The organism is Streptomyces misionensis (assembly GCF_900104815.1).
GTDB classification, from domain to species: Bacteria; Actinomycetota; Actinomycetes; order Streptomycetales; family Streptomycetaceae; genus Streptomyces; species Streptomyces misionensis.
Genome location: NZ_FNTD01000004.1, coordinates 1,196,898 through 1,213,845 on the forward strand (window position 1 = coordinate 1,196,898; position 16,948 = coordinate 1,213,845).

Consider the following 16,948-nt stretch of genomic DNA (forward strand, 5'->3'; position numbering starts at 1 on the left):
GGTGTCAGTGTCACCCTTTAGGATTCGGTCCGAGGGTTGAGCTGTGCTTCCTGAACGCGCCGACAGGAACCACGGCAGGCATACAGACACGGACGGGGAGCCGCATGCTGGAAGACCGGTGGACGACGGTCACCGAGTCCGAGTATGAGCACGAGCGCCGTGGTCTTGAGGCGATCCGCCGGCGTCTGCCAGATGAGGAGCCGTGGCGTGCCTGGACGAACTTCATGTTCACCGCGAACAGCGGGCACGTCCGTGAGGTCGATCTTCTGGTGGTAGCGCCGGCCGGGGTCTTCCTGGTCGAGTTGAAGGACTGGCAAGGCTCGGTCCACGGCGGCGGCAACGACTGGGTGCAGACCACGCCCAGCGGGACCAGCCGTCGGCACGGCAACCCGCTGCACCTGGCGAACCGGAAGGCCAAGGAGCTGTCGGGCCTGATTAACGGCGTCTCCGGTCGGCCCGCGCACCGAACGAAGATCTGGGTGGGTGAGGCTGTCTGCTTCACGGACGACAAGCTTCAGGTGAACCTTCCGGCTGCCGACATGAACGGCGTGTTCACGGTCAAGCAGCTGGTGGAGATGCTGGCCGTGCCGCCGGGAGACGCCCGCTACCAGATCACAGCCGAGGCATCCCGCTTTGTCGATGCAGCCCTGAAAAAGCTCCGTATCGCACCGATCCGCCGCCAGTACGAGGTGGGCTCCTACCTCCTGGAGGCGAAGGCGTTCGACTCCGGGCCGTCCTGGGCCGACTATCTGGGACGCCATTCCCAGCTGCACGATCTGGCACGGGTGCGGGTCTTCCTCAGTGAACGTGGTGCCTCCGACGACGAGCGGCGCTCGGTGGAGCGTGCCGCCGCCCGCGAGGCATCGGTACTCAGCCGTTTTCGTCATCCCGGTGCGGTACAGCTGAAGAATTATCTGCCGTCGGGGCATCCCGCCGGGCCCGCGATCCTCTTCGACTACCACCCGGAGACGCTGCGCCTGGACGATTACCTGGTCCAGCACGGTGAGGGTCTCGATCTGCAGGGGCGCCTCGCGCTGGTGCGGCAGCTTGCCGAGACGGTGCGCTCCGCGCACTCCCGGCGGGTCCACCACCGCACGCTGTCGGCGCACGCGGTGCATGTGATTCCGCGCGACCGCGGTCCACGCGGGCGGGAGCTCGGCGAGGAGCAGCGCTGGCTGCGTCCGTGGACGCAGATCGCGGATTGGCAGATCGCCACTGGGCAAAGCCTCAGCCGCGGCCGGCCTCTGACCCTGGCTCCGACTAACGTGACGGGGTTCCATGTCGCCGAGCAGGCTGATCCCTATCTGGCTCCGGAGCTGAGGATTCCGAAGGCCGATCCAGTGCGCCTCGATGTGTACGGGCTCGGCGTGCTCACGTATCTGCTGGTGACCGGGCAAGCGCCTGGCGCGAGCCAGAGCGAGGTCATGGCACGTCTGGAGGCCGGCGAGAGTCTGCGTCCCAGCGCGCTCGTCGACGGTCTCAATCCGGACATCGACGATCTGGTGGAGGCTTCCACCGCGTACGAACCGGGTCGGCGTCTGTCCACGGTCGACGACTTCCTGGAGATGCTGGAGTACGTCGAGCAGGCATTCGTCGAGGAGGTCCCGGGCGGCGGGGATGCGGCTGCAGTCGCGGGCGGGGACGGCGGTTCAGCCGCAGGCGCGGGCGAAGAAAGATCCGAGCCGGAGAAGGACCCGCTGGAGGCCGTGGCCGGGGACGTACTTGCCGGACGCTGGGAGGTCGTGCGCCGCCTCGGTACAGGCTCGACCGCGCGGGCCTTCCTGGTGCGGGATCTGGAGGGCGAGCCTCGGCGCAGCGGCGGCCTGCCGGTGGCAGTGCTGAAGGTCGCGCTGAGCGAGGCCAAGCATGCTGTCCTGGATCGTGAGGCGGAGGTCCTGGGCCGGATCCACAGGGACTCCAGCATCATTTCGCTGTACGAGCCGCAGCCCCTGACATTGGCTGGGCGCCGGGTTCTGGTCCTGGAGTACGTGGGTGACAGCCGGGAGCTGAAGGACCAGGACGGCAGTGCGAGTAAGGGGCCGCGCCGCAGGGAGGACACCGTTGCCCGCCAGCTGCGGGACAACGGCCGCTTGGGCATGGACCAGCTGGAGGCGTACGGGAAGTACCTCTTCGGTGCTGTGGAGCACCTGGAGGCGGAGGGGATCTGGCACCGGGATCTGAAGCCGGACAACATCGCGATCCGGGTCCGCCCCAACGGCACCCGTCAGCTGGTGCTGATCGACTTCTCGCTCGCCGGGTACCCGGCGAAGGAAATCGAGGCGGGCACCGAGGGCTATCTCGACCCGTTCGTGGGCGTCATCACGCGCGGCTCGTACGACGGGCACGCCGAGCGGTATGCGCTGGCCGTGACGCTGCACGAGATGGCGTCGAACGAGCTGCCCCGCTGGGGTGACGGCTCGGTCACGGCCCGGCAGACGGATGCGAAGGAATGGCCGTACCCGCAGCTGGCGGCAGACGCCTTTGAGCCGGCGGTCCGGGACGGCCTTGTGGCGTTCTTCCGTAAGGCGCTGGCCCGAGATGTGAAGGACCGCTTCCCGGATCTCAAGCCGATGGAGCGTGCCTGGCAGCGGATCTTCCTGGACGCACAGCAGACCACGGCGCCGAGCACCGGTCACGGTGAAAAGTCGGGGCGCGGGGCGAAGGGCGGCACCGACGCGGTTGCCGGGTCGGCGGCGCAACCGCGGATCGGGCGGGAGGACGACGACGTCTCTGCCGAGCAGGTCCGCGACCAGCAGGCCGAGCGCGCCGACCGGAACACGCCGCTGTCGGTGGCGGGTCTGACTGTCGCAGCGCAGTCGCAGCTGTTCGCGATGGGGCTGAACACCGTCGGGGACGTCTTGGAATACTCGGCGAAGAAGTTCCTCACCGCGCCGGGCATGGGCTCGCGCACCCGGGAGGAGATCCAGCGCCGGCAGAAAGAGTGGAACGCACGCCTGGGCAAGGCGGCTCCCGCGCCGCTCAGCGCGGAGGCCCGCAAGGCGGCGGGCCAGGAGCTCTCCGACCTGGAGCGGGCGGTCGCAGAGTCGGTCGCCGCCGACGGGGACGGCGCTGACCCGCAGGTGCTGGGCGGCCTGAGCCTGGACGCGCTCGCCGCCCGTCTCGTACCGAAGCCATCCAGCGGTAGTGCCCGCTCCAATGCCAAGGAGCGCGAAGCAATCCGGCTGCTGCTGCGGCTGCCCGATGAGACAGGGACGCTGCCCGGGGGCCTGGCCTGGGTCCGGCAGCGGGACGTCGCCGATGCGGTGGGCCTGACCGCGGGCCGGATCCCGCAGATCGTGAAGAAGGCGCGCGAGCGCTGGTACAAGGACGCGGCCCTGGGGCTGCTGCGTGAGCAGGTGGTGGAGCTTCTGGCTGAGCGCGGCCGGGTGGCCCCGGTGATCGAGCTCGCCGACGCCCTCATCGCCCGGCGCGGCACCCAGCACGTGGAGCGGCGCAACCGGCGTGCACTCGCCCTATCGCTGCTGCGTGCGGTGGTCGAACGAGAGAGTTACGACAACGAGTCTCCGCCGCTCTTCCGCTACTTCCACGCCCGCATGCCCAAGGGCGCCGATCCGGTACTCGGCCTGCTCGCCCTGGATGTCCGGGAGGACGTGGACGGTCCGGACACCCCGGCGCTGCCCGCCCTGCAGGAGTACGCGCTGAACCTGGGCGTGCGGGCCGACCGGCTCGCGGCGCTTGAGTCCCTGCCGACGGCGAGCACGGTCCTCACCGAGCTGGACGCGGTGCGACGGCCACCGGGCAGCCTGGGCTGGGACGAGCGGCGGACGGCCGAGATCGCGGTCGCCGCCTCCACCCGGGCCGCGCTCACCCCGCGGTTGGAGATCTACCCGCGCGACCTGGACCTGGTGCGTGCGCTGCGGATCACCCAGGCCGGCGTGGTCGCCGTGCAGCCGGGCGTCGAGGAGGAGCGGCAGCCGGGCCTGACGGTGGACGCGCTGCACAAGCGGGTCGCCACCCGCTTCCCCGACCTGGGCACCGATCCGCTGGCGCCGCGCGAGCTGCCCACGGGCAGCGCCCTGGTCCGCGCCCTGAAGCAGGCCGGCTTCGAGCTGAAACTGGCCACCCGCTACGACAAGGTGCTCCGGCTCATCCCGGACCGCCCCTCCGGGGACGCAACTGCCGGGCTGACCTCGGCGAGCTGGGGTGCCTCGGCTGCGCGCCGCTCGGCCCCCACCCAGTACGACGCGGACGCGGCCGTCGCCGCTGCCGTCAAGGCTGAGCAGCGACTTATGCACTCGGCGCGGCAGGACGGCTTCCGGGTCCTGACCGTGCCCCAGCGGCGGGCCGAGGACGCGGTGCTGCGGCTGGCCGGCGAACCATACGGGGCTCGGCCGGTGTCGGTGACCGCACTGTTCGTGGCCGAATTGCGCGGCGTGGTCGGCGAGGCTGCCCGGCCGACCTGGGAGACCGTCCTCAAGGCGGACGCCGCCGAGCCGGGCAGCCGGGCCCATCAGCAGCTGCGCATACGCACCGACAAGGCGTGGGGCCGGATCGAGCCGCAGCTGCGGGAGCATCTGGCGGAGGCCGATGGTCCGCTGTTGCTCACCGACACTGCGGTGCTGGCCCGCTATGACGCGCTCGACCTGCTCGGGCGGCTCGCGGAGGAGGCTCGGCAGGGTGGCAGCCCGCTGTGGCTGCTCGTCGCCCAGTCCGATCCGGCACGGGCGCCGCGGTTGGCCGGGCAGAGTGTTCCGTACCAGGCGGGGTTCGACGAGTGGATCGTTGTGCCTGACGCCTGGGTCGCGCGCAAACACCTCGAGCCGGACGCCTGACCCGCCCCTCCTCCTAACCCGATCTTCTTCCGTCCCTTCGCTTTTCTCCTCAGGAGCCGTTCGTGATCGACCGCCAGAGCCTCCTCGCCGACCTGCAGAAGCAGGTCAAGGCGGCAGAGACCGATCTGGAACAGCAGGTCAAAGCCGTCCCCGAGGTCGGAACGCGGCTGCGCGGCGAGTATGAGCAGGCCCGGAAGCTGGGCCGTACGTCGGCGACGTGGAACGCCTGGCTCGGCGAGCGGATCACCCAGGTCGCGGTGGCCTGGGTGCTCGGCACGGTCTTCGTGCGGTTCAGCGAGGACAACCGGCTGATCGCCGAGCCCTACATCACCTCCCCCGACGTGGCAGGGCGGGAGACCGCCCAGGCGCGGTTCGAGGAGTACCTGGAGGAGGACACCAACCCGACATACCGAGGATGGCTGGAGACAGCGTTCGCCGAACTGGGCGCCGGGCAAGCCGGGCGGCTCCTCTTCGACCGCGACCACAACCCGCTCTACCAGATCCCGCTTTCGCACGATGGCGCGGGCGCGCTGCTCGCGTTCTGGCGGGAGCAGCGCACCGGCGCGGGCAACGGGAACGAAGGCGAGGGCAGGCCGGTCCTCGTGCACGACTTCAGCGACCCACTGAGCGAAGACGGTACCGAGGGCTGGGACACCCGGTTCCTGGGCGACCTGTACCAGGACCTGAGCGAGGCAGCCCGCAAGACGTATGCACTGCTGCAGACGCCGGAGTTCGTGGAGGAGTTCATCCTTGACCGGACGATGACCCCGGCAGTGCGTGAGTTCGGCTTCGAAGAGCTGAAGGTGATCGACCCGACCTGCGGGTCCGGCCACTTCGTACTCGGTGCATTCCGGCGGCTTGTGCGGATGTGGGCTGAGCAGCGGCCCGAGGTTGGCGCTTACGAGCGGGTGCGAGCGGCCCTGAACTCGGTGCACGGGGTGGACCTCAACCCGTTCGCGGTCGCAGTGGCCCGTTTCCGGCTCCTGGTCGCGGCGATGGCCGCGAGCGGCATGCGGACCTTCGAGGAGGCGCGGCGCTACGAGTGGCCCATCCAGCTCGCGGTCGGCGACTCACTCATCAAGGACCGGCAGCTGGAGTTGCAGTTGGGGCTCGCCCTTGGGGAAGAGGGCGACAGCGCAGCCGGTGACCCGCTGGCCGACTTTTCGTACGCTACGGAGGACGTGCACGAGCATCCCGGGATCCTGGAGCAGGGGCGTTACCACGTGGTCGTGGGCAACCCGCCTTACATCACGGTCAAGGACAAGCAGCTCAACCAGCTGTACCGGGAGCTGTACGACGCGTGCGCTGGAACGTATGCGCTGTCCGTCCCCTTCGCCCAGCGGTTCTTTGAACTGGCCAAGCGTGGCGGAGCTGACGGGAACGGCTACGGCATGGTCGGTCAGATCACAGCGAACTCCTTCATGAAGCGTGAGTTCGGCACGAAGCTGATCGAGGACTACTTCGCGCACAAGATCGAACTCACCGAGGTCATCGACACGTCAGGGGCGTACATCCCGGGACACGGGACACCGACGGTGATCCTAGTTGGACGGCCGAGGAGCGGATCGAAGCGGCAGGCCACAATCCGGACGGTGCGCAGCGTACAGGGAGAACCTGCGGCACCTGAGAAGGCGGAGGAGGGACTGGTTTGGCAGGCGATCGTGGAGCAGATTGACCAGCCAGGGAGTGCAGGTCAGTGGGTTTCAGTGGACGACCTGGAACGGGAGAGGTATTTCGGCAAGCAGCCATGGATTTTGGCGGATGGCGGCCTCGAAATGAATGAAGCCATCAACCAAGCGGGCACAGCGACTTTGTCGCAAATCTGCCAGAGCATCGGATTCAACGCCGTTACGCGCGAAGACGACGCATACATGTTGGGCACGGAGGCTGCTCGCAGGCTTCGAGTCCCTGACGCACATATTCGAACCTTTCACGGCGGCGGATCGATTCGCGATTGGCAGAAGAATGAGGGGGTCGGCACGATCTTCCCGTATCGGGACGAGAGCCACAAGGCCGAGATTCCCGAGACGGTCGAACGACTCCTGTGGCCCAGCCGTATTCCATTGCGGCTTCGTCGCGCCCTTTCCGGCTCCCAGGAAGAGCAAGGGCTCGAATGGTTTGAGTACTCCAGTTTCAATCCGAAGCGCTACTGGTCAGAATTTCTGATCGCATTCCCGTTCGTTGCGACACACAGTCACTTCACCTTGCGGCGTGATCGTGATGGGTTCATCCGTACCGCTCCAGTGGTAATGCTGCGGGAAGGAGCGACGGAAGAGCAGTATGTGAGGCTGCTCGGGCTGCTCAATAGTTCCACGGCCGGGTTCTGGCTCAAGATGGTGAGCCACGACAAAGGCAGCCAGGGTGTAAATGAGGGCTACAAATCCCAGGTATGGGAGCGCTTCTACGAGTTCACCGGCACCAAACTTCAAGAATTCCCGCTTCCCTCCGAATACCCCGCAGCCCTGGCCTCCGAGGTCGATGCTCTTGCCCAGCAGCTCTCGGCGATGACCCCCGCCGCCCTCGCCGCCAAGGCCGTCCCCACTGCCACCGCTCTCCGCGAAGCTCAAGCCCACTACAACTCCATCCGCGCACGCATGATTGCCCTTCAGGAGGAGCTGGACTGGCAGGTCTACTCCCTCTACGACCTGCACTCCGAGGACCTGCGCCTGGGCGACGCCTCTGGCGTGCCCGAACTCGCCCTGGGCGAGCGGGCTTTCGAGATCGTGCTCGCACGACGGGCCGCGGCGGGTGAGGCCAGTGGCGAGTGGTTCAAGCGACACGGCTCGACGCCGATCACGGAGATCCCCGCGCACTGGCCCGCCGACTATCAGGCGCTCGTGCAGAGGCGGATCGAGGTCATCGAGTCGAACCGTGCCATCGGCATGGTGGAGCGCCCCGAGTTCAAGCGGCGTTGGGCCACCGAAGGCTGGGATGCGATGCGACAGAAGGCGCTGAAGTCCTGGCTGCTCGACCGGGTCGAGGACCGCACATACTGGTTCGACGCCAGCGGCAATCCCACCGTCGCCACCCTCGCCCGCCTCGCCGAAAATCTTTCAGCCGACGAGGACTTCACGTCTGTTGCTGAGCTGTACGCACCCCGGCAGGACCTCGTGAAGATCGTGCGGGAGCTGCTCTCCGAGGAGCACGTGCCGTTCGTCTCTGCACTGCGGTACAAGCCGACCGGGCTGAAAAAGCGTGCTGACTGGGAGCAGGTCTGGGAGTTGCAGCGGGAGGAGGACGCGGCGCCCGACGAACCCGCCAAGCGGAAGGTTCGTGAGCGGACGCCCGTGCCGCCGAAGTACACCTCGGCGGACTTCCTGAAGCCGAGCTACTGGCGTGCGCGCGGCAAGCTGGATGTGCCCAAGGAGCGGTTCGTGTCCTATGGCACGGTCAACGCGCAGTCGCCGGAGCTGTATGGGTGGGCCGGCTGGGATCACCTGGAGCAGGCCCTCGCGCTCGCCTCGTACATCCAGCAGGCTGGGCTCAGCGACGACGACCTCGTGCCTTACCTGGCCGGGCTACTTGAGCTGCAGCCATGGCTGGAGCAGTGGTACGGCGAATACGACCCGGAGTTCGGGGCGTCGCCGGCCGCCGAGATCCTGGCGTTCAGGCAGCAGAAGCAGGGCGAACTCGGGTTGACCGACGATGCACTGCGGGCCTGGCGTCCGTCGGCCGCCAGCCGTGGACGCGGCGCGTCGAAGGCCGCCACATCGAGGACGCGCACGGGCACGAAGGCCGCCGTCCAGACGTCCATCATCGACGCCGACAACGGCACCGTCACCGAGGCCGTAAGCGGCGCAGAGTCCGCCTGAGCAGGGCGAGGAGCAGACACACCATGGCTTTCATGAACAGGAACAATCCTCGTCCCGAGGACCGGCCGCTGCTTCGGGAGCTGATCGACATCCCGGAGTCGGTGTCCACCTCCGACTTCGTATTGAAGCTGAACGAAGCGGTCACGCCCGAGGGGGCCGAAGCGGCGCTGAAGGACTATGTCGTCACCGACCGGCTGCTCGGCAACTTCGACGAAGCCCTCGACCTGATCAAGTCCGCGCTGGACAGCCGCTCGTCGAAGGCTGCCTATCTACATGGCTCGTTCGGTTCCGGTAAGTCGCACTTCATGGCGGTGCTCTACGCGCTGTTGTCGCGTAACCAGGCCGCTCGGGCGCGCGGCGACCTCGACCCGGTGCGGGCCCGGCACGCCTGGCTGGATGCGGACGACCGCAAGTTCCTGCTGGTGCCGTACCACATGCTGGGTTCCAAGTCGCTGGAGCAGCGCGTGCTCGGCAAGTACGTGGAGCACGTACGGAAACTCCACCCAGACTGCCCGCTGCCGCAGGTCTACCGGACCGACGGGCTCTTCGAGGACTTCGCCGAGCAGCGTCGTCGTAACGGTGACGAGCGGGTGATTGAGCAGCTCGCCGATGCCGGCGACGGCCAGGAGGACGAGTGGGGTGACTCCTTCGCCTGGACCTCTGAGCTGCTGGACCAGGCGGTGAACGCTCCGGAGGAGCATGAGAACACCAAGGACCTCGATCTGGAGAATCCTTCCACGCCGCGGGAATTGCGGGCCCGTCTCGTGCAGGACCTCACTCAGACCCTGTTCCCGTCGTTCTCGCGTAACGCCTCCGAAGATGCCGACGGGTTCGTCTCTCTGGACAAGGGGCTCGGCATCATCGCCGCGCACGCCAAGTCCCTTGGCTATGACGGTCTCGTCCTCTTCATGGACGAGCTGATCCTGTGGCTGGCCTCCCGTATCCACGACCAGAAGTTTGTCTCCCGCGAAGCCGACAAGATCACAAACTTTGTGGAGGGCGGCGACGAACGGCGCGCGATCCCGGTGGTGTCATTCATCGCCCGCCAGCGCGACTTGCGTGAGCTGGTCGGCGAGGAGATGTCGGGGGCCGCCGAGGCCGCCGTCCAGGACAGTCTGAAGCTCAGCGGCGGGCGCTTCGACAAGATCGTCCTGGAGGACCGCAATCTCCCGCAGATCGCGCAGGCCCGCCTGCTCAAGCCCACCAGCCCGGAGGCCGAGGCGAAGGTGGAGGCGGCGTTTGCCGAGGCCAAGAGGCTCGGTCCGGACGTGTGGGACACCCTGCTCGGCCATGACAAGTCCACCACCGGCGCGGACGAGGGCGCGTTCAGGCGGACGTACCCGTTCCCGCCGGCGTTCATGGACACCCTGGTACACATCTCCGCAGCCCTGCAGCGCTCCCGCACCGGCCTGAAGCTGATGAGCCAGCTGCTCGTCGATCACCGCGACGACTGGCGGCTCGGGCAGCTTGTGCCGTTGGGTGATCTCTACCCGGCGATCGCGGGCGGCGGCGACAAGGCGTTCAGCGGGGAGACCAGTGTTCATTTCGAGGCTGCCGACAAGCTGTACCGGGACAAGCTGCGCCCGTATCTGCTGAAGACCAACCAGGTCACCGAGGACCAGGTCGAGGCGTACCGGCGCCGCCCCGAGACACTCGGCGACCCGCAACTTGCTGCACGCTGCCGCGATTTCACCGGTGACAGCCGACTGCTGCAGACCCTGCTGCTGTCTGCGCTCGCGCCCAGTGTGCCCGCGCTGGCCGACCTCACCCTGGCGCGGCTGCATGCCCTCAACCACGGCTCCATCACTACCCGCATCGCGGGGACCGAGGTCGGCCGGCTTGAGCAGAAGGCGAAGGAGTGGGCGGCGACCTTCCCCGAGATAAAGGTGACGGGTACCGGGCCTGGTGCGGTGGTGCGCCTGGAGCTCACCGGTGTAGACCTGGACGCCGTCCTCGCCAACGCCCAAGTCCACAACAACCAGAACAACCGGCGTGCCAAGATGCGCGGCCTGCTCAAGGAGGCGCTCGGCGTCAGCGACGGGCCTGGCGGCTTCGACGCGTACGACGTGCTCAACCTGGTGTGGAAGGGCACCGAACGGCAGATCGAGGTGGTCTTCGGTAACGTCGCCGATGTCGACTCGCTGCCCGAGGCGACCCTGCGGCCGAGCCAGGAGGACGCCTGGCGGCTCATTGTCGACTTCCCCTATGACGAGGGCGAGTTCGGGCCGATGGATGACCTGCAGCGGCTGCGCGCCCTGCGGGAGAAGCCGGGCGGTGACTCACGCACCCTGGCCTGGTTGCCCACTCACCTGACCGATGCTTCCCGCGGCGACTTCGAGCGCCTCGTCGTCATCGACAAGGCCCTCGCTGACGAGACCCGCTTCGACTCCGACTTCGCGCGCAGCCTCAACGCGGACGACAAAGAGCGCGCCAAGGGCATGCTCCAGTCGCAGCTCCTCATCCTCACCGAGCGCGTCAGCCAGGCGTTGCGGCAGGCGTACGGGCTCACGCAGAAGCAGGAAGGGGTCGTCGACCTCAGCTTCGACACCCACCTGGTCGCCCAGCAGGACGTGCCCGAGCTGCGGCTTCCGCTCGGCGCCACCTTGGATACCGCCGCCCGTGACCTGGCCGGCAAGCTGCTCGCCCACCAGTACCCCGCCCACCCCGACCTGGATCCGGACGGCACGGGCAGGCCGGTGAAGCCGGCCGAGATCAAGACCGTCTTCGAGTATGTCCGCAAGGCCGCCGAGAACCGTGACGGCCAGACCGAGGTCGACGGCAAGGACCGCAAGACCATGGCGCGGATCGCGGGCGGCCTCGGGCTCGGCGCGATGCGGGAGGCGTACTACCGGCAGTCCACCGCCTGGCCCGACCACTTCAACGACCGAGCCCGCCGGAACGGCACCGCCGAGCCGACCCTGGTCAAGCTCTCCGACTGGAGCGACCTTCCCGAGCCGCGCGGACTGCCCGAGCCGCTGCGCCGGCTGCTCGCCGCCGCGTACGCGGAGATGACCGACCGGGTGTGGGTGCGCGGCGGCGTCCCCGTCGAACCCGCGCCCGCACCGCACGAGCTGAAGGGCGACTACGCCCTACGCGAGCAGCAACTGCCCACCGAGAGTGACTGGGCAGAGGCGCGCAAACGGTTCGAGACCATGCTCGGCAACCAGGCGCCACAACTGCGGCGCGGCCGGATCGTCAACCAGTTCGCCGCACAGATCAAGCAGGCCGCCGCCTCACTCGGCCAGGACGCCGGACGGCTCGTCGGGGAGCTGGAGAAGCACCGTGCCTTCCTCCAGTTGAACGACGACTCCCCCCGGCTCGTCCTTGCCCGGCGGGCGCAGGAGCTGGTCAAGGAGGTGACGGAAGCTGGCATCGAGGCGAAGACCGTCGTGGACCGGCTCGCCCGCTTCCCTCTCGGCGACTTTTCCGCACACCGGTACGGCATGTCGTTGAAGAGCGCAGGGAAGGTCGCCAGCGCGCTGCAGAACACCAGCTGGGACCAGCTGAGCCTGGCCGACACCCTCGGCGTGGACGGCGCGGCCGTCCTGGAGCGGGTGCGGGATGCTGCTGCTGGCGACCCGGGTGATTACCCCGACCTGCCGGGCGTGCTGCACGCCAGCAGCCGGGAAGTGCTGTCCCTGCTGAGGTCTCGCCAGAGCACGACCGAGCGCCCCCAGCCGTCGCCCACTCCGCCGCCGAGCTCCGACAGCGTGGACCTGAACGGCGGCTCCGCCCACCCGCAGGTGCTGCCGGAGCCGCCGCAGCAACCGGGGCCGCGAACACCATCCCGGTCCGTGGCCCGCTCCGGCGGCGGGCGGACTACCGCCGCCCGGGCCGCCGCCGAACTGCAGGCGGAGATCGCGGCGCTCGCGGCCGAGCACCCGAACGCCACCGTCGAGGTCACCTGGAAGGTCGTCGACTGATGTCCGACACGGTCACCGCAGCCCCCGCGACCGCCGGCCCCGCCCGGCTGTCGGCAGGAACCGTCCGTCAGTACCTCGCCGCCCGCAGTCGGCTCGGTGACGGCACGGTCCGCGTACTGCTGCTGCGGGCCGCTCCCGTCTGGGACGGGCCCGCCGTGCAGCGTACGGCGAGCGGGCTGCAGGCGCGGGTGGTCGTCGCGCCCTCGGTGCTGGCCGTGCACGAGCAGATCCTGGGCCACCTCGACGCGCCGACTCCTCCCGACCCCAAAGTTCTGGTCGTCCTCACCGACCGCGAGGACACCGACCTGGACCCCGGGCTGCTCGCCCGCGTCTACGGCGGAAGGATCCGGTCCGTCGACAATTGGGAGGTCGTGCAGGAGGCGTTCGACGCGCGCGGTCTCGACGGGCGGCTGCGGAGGGAGACCTGGGCGGCCGAAGCGCTCCTTGACGCGGCGGCCAGCCGCGGTTGGCCCTCGCTCGGCAAGGGACTGCTCTCCCGAGACGAGGCCCTCACCCGGCTGGCCCGGCGTCGGCTCCGGCTCGGCCGCCGTGACACGGACGCGTTGGGCGGGCCGGCCGCACACGACGACGGGGACCGCATCGACCCCATCACCCTGTTCCGGTGGACCCACATCCCCGGCAGCCCCAACCTCCTGCGCGACCTGCGCGGACCGGAACGGGCCGGCCTGGCCCGCTTCCTCGCCGAACCCGAACAGGCCGGCTCCACCGGAAAGATCATTACCGCCCTGGTAGACGCCGACCACGGGGCGGACGCAGCCGCCTACGCGGTCGTCTGCGCGGCTCTGTGGGGGCACGCGGAGGCCGACCACGACCTGTACCGGGCGCGCGGGCGCGCCGAGCGATGGCTCGGTGACCAGCCCCCCGCCCAGGGCGACGACCTCGACCGACTCCTTACCTCCTTCGGGCAAAGCGGTGAGGCGTACGTCCGCGGCCTCGTCGACCGGGGCGAACACCGGCTCGCCGACCCGGTCCTGAGCAGGGCCGCACAGCTCGTCACACAGTTCGGGGCGCAGACCGCCGCCGCTGCCAGTCCGCTGCTCGCCGCCGGACTCGATGCCCGCTTCACCGCCGCGGGCCGCGCCCTCGCCGACGGTGGTCCCGAGACGGTCACGGCTGCCATCACCGCGCTGGCCGAACACGCCTTGGCCGTCGACGGCGCCACCCAGGCCCGTATCGAACGGGTACGGATGGCAGGGCGGCTGCGGCGGTGGCTGGCGTCCCAGCCTGAAGTCGACATCGCCTCGGTGGCAGACGGCGCCGACCGCCAGATCCGCGAACTCGGCTGGGTAGACCGAGCCTTGGAACACCTGGACGCGGGCGGCGACGCAGATGACGCACTCGCCAACGCCTACAGCCGGATTGGCGAGCAGGTGCGCAGCAAACGTCGTGAGCTGGACCGCGCGTTCTCCGAGCGGCTCGCGGTGTGGACCGCAGATGGCACCGCCCCCGGCGCCATGCTCACCGTCGAGAGCTTCCTGGACCGGGTCGTCGCGCCCGTCGTGGACTGTCCCGGCCGACGGGTCCTGCTCCTCCTCATCGACGGAATGAGTGCGGCGATCGCAGCCGAACTGGGTGAGGAACTGCACGCACACTGGTCCGAGTTCGACCCGCTGCAGGGCGCGACCGGAGCACCGGTGAGGCGTGCCATGGCCGCTGCGCTGCCCACCCTCACCACCGTTTCCCGCACCTCGCTGTTCGCCGGCACCCTGATGAAGGGCGACCAGAACGACGAGAAGCGGCTCTTCCCCCAGCACCCGTGCTGGAAGGGGGCCCCTGCGGCTGTCTTCCACAAGGACGATCTACGCAGCCCCGACACCGGCTCGCCCTTCTCCACCGCCCTGACTGAAGCGCTCGCCGACGAGCGCACCCATGTCGCGGTCGTCCTCAACACCGTCGACGACCGGCTCGCCAAGGAGCAGAAGCTCGGCGACGGCGCTTGGGAGATCAAGGAGATCGGCGGCCTGGAACCGCTGCTGCGGGCCGCCCGCGCCAACGACATGACCGTGCTCCTCACCTCCGACCACGGCCATGTGGTCGAGCGACGCGGCAGCAAGATCGACACGGCCACCGGCGCCATAGGGTCGGCCCGTCACCGCACCCCCGGCGGACCCGTCGCACCGGCCGAAATTGAGCTGTCCGGACCGCGGGTAGTCTGGCCGGAGCCCGGATCGCGGATCGTCGCGCTGCGGGACCACGACGCGCGGTACACCGCGCTGAAGGCGGGCTACCACGGCGGGGCAACCCTCGCCGAGTTCACCATCCCCCTCCTCGCCCTACTGCCGTTCGGCGCGGAGCCACCTACGGGGTGGCGGGAACTGGGCGACCTTACGCCCGCATGGTGGGAGCAGGACAACGACGCCACCACCGGACTCGAGGCCGAGACGAAGGCCGGAGCCGATGCCATCGCAGCACCCGAGGCCACCGCTGCACGCCCAAGCCGCAAGCAGGCCAAGAAGTCAGCCCCGCCCGTGACAGAGGGCGCTATCAGTCTCTTCGGCGAGGACGAGGTCGCACCCTCCACACCACAGGAACCTGTCGCCCCTGTAGTGAAGCCTGCGGCCGTACCCGTCTCCGATCAAACAGAGGACCCTGCCACCGCACTGGTGAATCGCCTCATGGCCACCGAGCTGTACCAGGAACAGCTGGCACTGCTCGCCCGTGTGCCACGCGACAAGGCGGTCCTGCCGAAGGCTCTGGCCGCGCTGGTCGAAGCGGGCACCCTGCCCATGACCGCCCTGGCCGAACGCGCCGGCCAACCCGCCACCCGAGCCCCTGGCCTCGCCGCGACCCTGGCCCAGCTCCTCAACTATGACGGCGCCCAGATCCTGGAAATTCTCCCCGACAACCGCACCCTGCGCCTGCACCGGGGCCAGATGATCGAGCAGTTCGGACTGTGAACCGGGGGTCTGCGGCCATGCCGGGCGGTGCAGTCGGCCCGCCCGGCCGCTCCGAGCACCGGCGGCGCGGTGCACGGCCGGGTGTCCGGCCAGGTGGGCAGCCGGATGGGAGACTATTCGGGTGAACGCGTTTGGATCTTCAGCATCCGGGGCTACCACCCCGGTCAGCGCGGTGCGGCGGCGTGCTGTCGTGGACGCGCTGCGGCGCGGCGCCGTCCCCGAGAGCGGCCTCGACCTGCTCGCCACCGGACTAGACCGCTTCGAGCGGGCCGTCGATGAGGAACTGGACACTGCCGCCGCAGGCGGTTCGGTGTTCAAGGCCGTGCGCGGCGAGTACGGATCCGGCAAGACCTTCTTCACTCGCTGGCTCAGCGAGCGCGCCAAACGGCGCACCTTTGCCGTGGCCGAGGTGCAGGTGTCAGAGACCGAGACCCCACTGCACAAGCTGGAGACGGTCTACCGGCGACTCACTGAGCGCCTGGCCACCGCCAGCTTCCCGCCCAGCGCCCTGCGGCCGGTCGTAGACGCCTGGTTCTACGCACTCGAGGAGGATGCACTCGCCGACGGCGCGAGCGAGAGCGAGCTGCCACAGGCCGTGGACCGGCTGCTCACTGCCCGTCTGGCCGAGGTGTCCCGACACGCCCCCGCGTTCGCCACCGCCCTGCGCGGATACAAGCAGTCCCTGGATGTCGGCGACGAGGCCACCGCCGCTGCGGTGATGGCCTGGCTCGGCGGCCAGCCGCACGTCGCCGCAGCCGCCCGGCGCAGTGCAGGCGTCCGCGGCGACCTCGACCACTTCGGTGCCTTCGGCTTCCTTCAGGGCCTGCTCACCGTGCTGAGAGACGCCGGGCACGCCGGCCTCGTCCTCGTCCTGGACGAAGTAGAAACCCTGCAACGGGTCCGCTCCGACGCCCGCGACAAGGCACTCAACGCGCTGCGGCAGCTCATCGACGAGGTCCACTCCGGCCGCTTCCCCGGCCTGTATCTCATCATCACCGGCACGCCCGCCTTCTACGACGGGCAGCAGGGCGTACAGCGACTCGCACCGCTCGCCCAGCGCCTCGCCACCGACTTCACCACCGACCCCCGCTTCGACAACCCGCGGGCCGTCCAGATCCGGCTGCCCGGATTCACCGAGGCATCACTGACCGGCCTGGGCGTCACCATCCGCGACCTGTATACCGAAGGCTCCCAGTCCCCCGACAGGATCAAGCAGCTTGCCGACGACTCCTACCTCACCGACCTGGCCCGGGCTGTGGGCGGGGCACTGGGCGGGAAGGTCGGAGTCGCACCACGGCTGTACCTGAAGAAGCTGGTTGGCGACGTACTCGATCGGATCGACCAGTTCCCCGACTTCGACCCGCGCAGGCACTACAAGCTGACCGTGGGCAGCAGTGAGCTCACCGCCACCGAACGGAACTTCGCCGCGCCCGCACCGGCCGCCTCGGCTGACGACCTCGACCTCGACATCTGACGACCCAGTCCCGAAGTCCCGAACTCTG

5 protein-coding genes are annotated in these 16,948 nt (G+C 69.0%); all 5 read left to right on the forward strand.

Annotated elements, in window-relative coordinates; genetic code table 11:
• Positions 1 to 104: 104 nt before the first annotated feature.
• The 5 genes from pglW to brxD all read left to right on the forward strand — a co-directional run bounded on the left by pglW (position 105) and on the right by brxD (position 16,920).
• Positions 105 to 4,793: a BREX system serine/threonine kinase PglW gene (gene pglW / locus BLW85_RS06955; RefSeq protein ID WP_074991482.1), complete on the forward strand. Its 4,689-nt coding sequence runs from the start codon at positions 105 to 107 to the stop codon at positions 4,791 to 4,793.
• Between the two features lie 62 nt (positions 4,794 to 4,855).
• Positions 4,856 to 8,605: a BREX-2 system adenine-specific DNA-methyltransferase PglX gene (gene pglX / locus BLW85_RS06960; protein ID WP_074991484.1), complete on the forward strand. Its 3,750-nt coding sequence runs from the start codon at positions 4,856 to 4,858 to the stop codon at positions 8,603 to 8,605.
• Between the two features lie 23 nt (positions 8,606 to 8,628).
• Entirely contained in the window at positions 8,629 to 12,528 is a 3,900-nt protein-coding gene (gene pglY / locus BLW85_RS06965) for a BREX-2 system ATPase PglY (RefSeq protein ID WP_074991486.1), read from the forward strand.
• Positions 12,528 to 15,446: a BREX-2 system phosphatase PglZ gene (pglZ, locus tag BLW85_RS06970; RefSeq protein WP_074991489.1), complete on the forward strand. Its 2,919-nt coding sequence runs from the start codon at positions 12,528 to 12,530 to the stop codon at positions 15,444 to 15,446. The genes pglY and pglZ overlap by 1 nt, the downstream gene beginning before the upstream one ends.
• Positions 15,447 to 15,567: 121 nt before the next feature.
• Positions 15,568 to 16,920, forward strand: a complete 1,353-nt coding sequence (gene brxD, locus BLW85_RS06975) for a BREX system ATP-binding protein BrxD (RefSeq protein WP_074991492.1) — start codon at positions 15,568 to 15,570, stop codon at positions 16,918 to 16,920.
• Positions 16,921 to 16,948 lie beyond the last annotated feature (28 nt).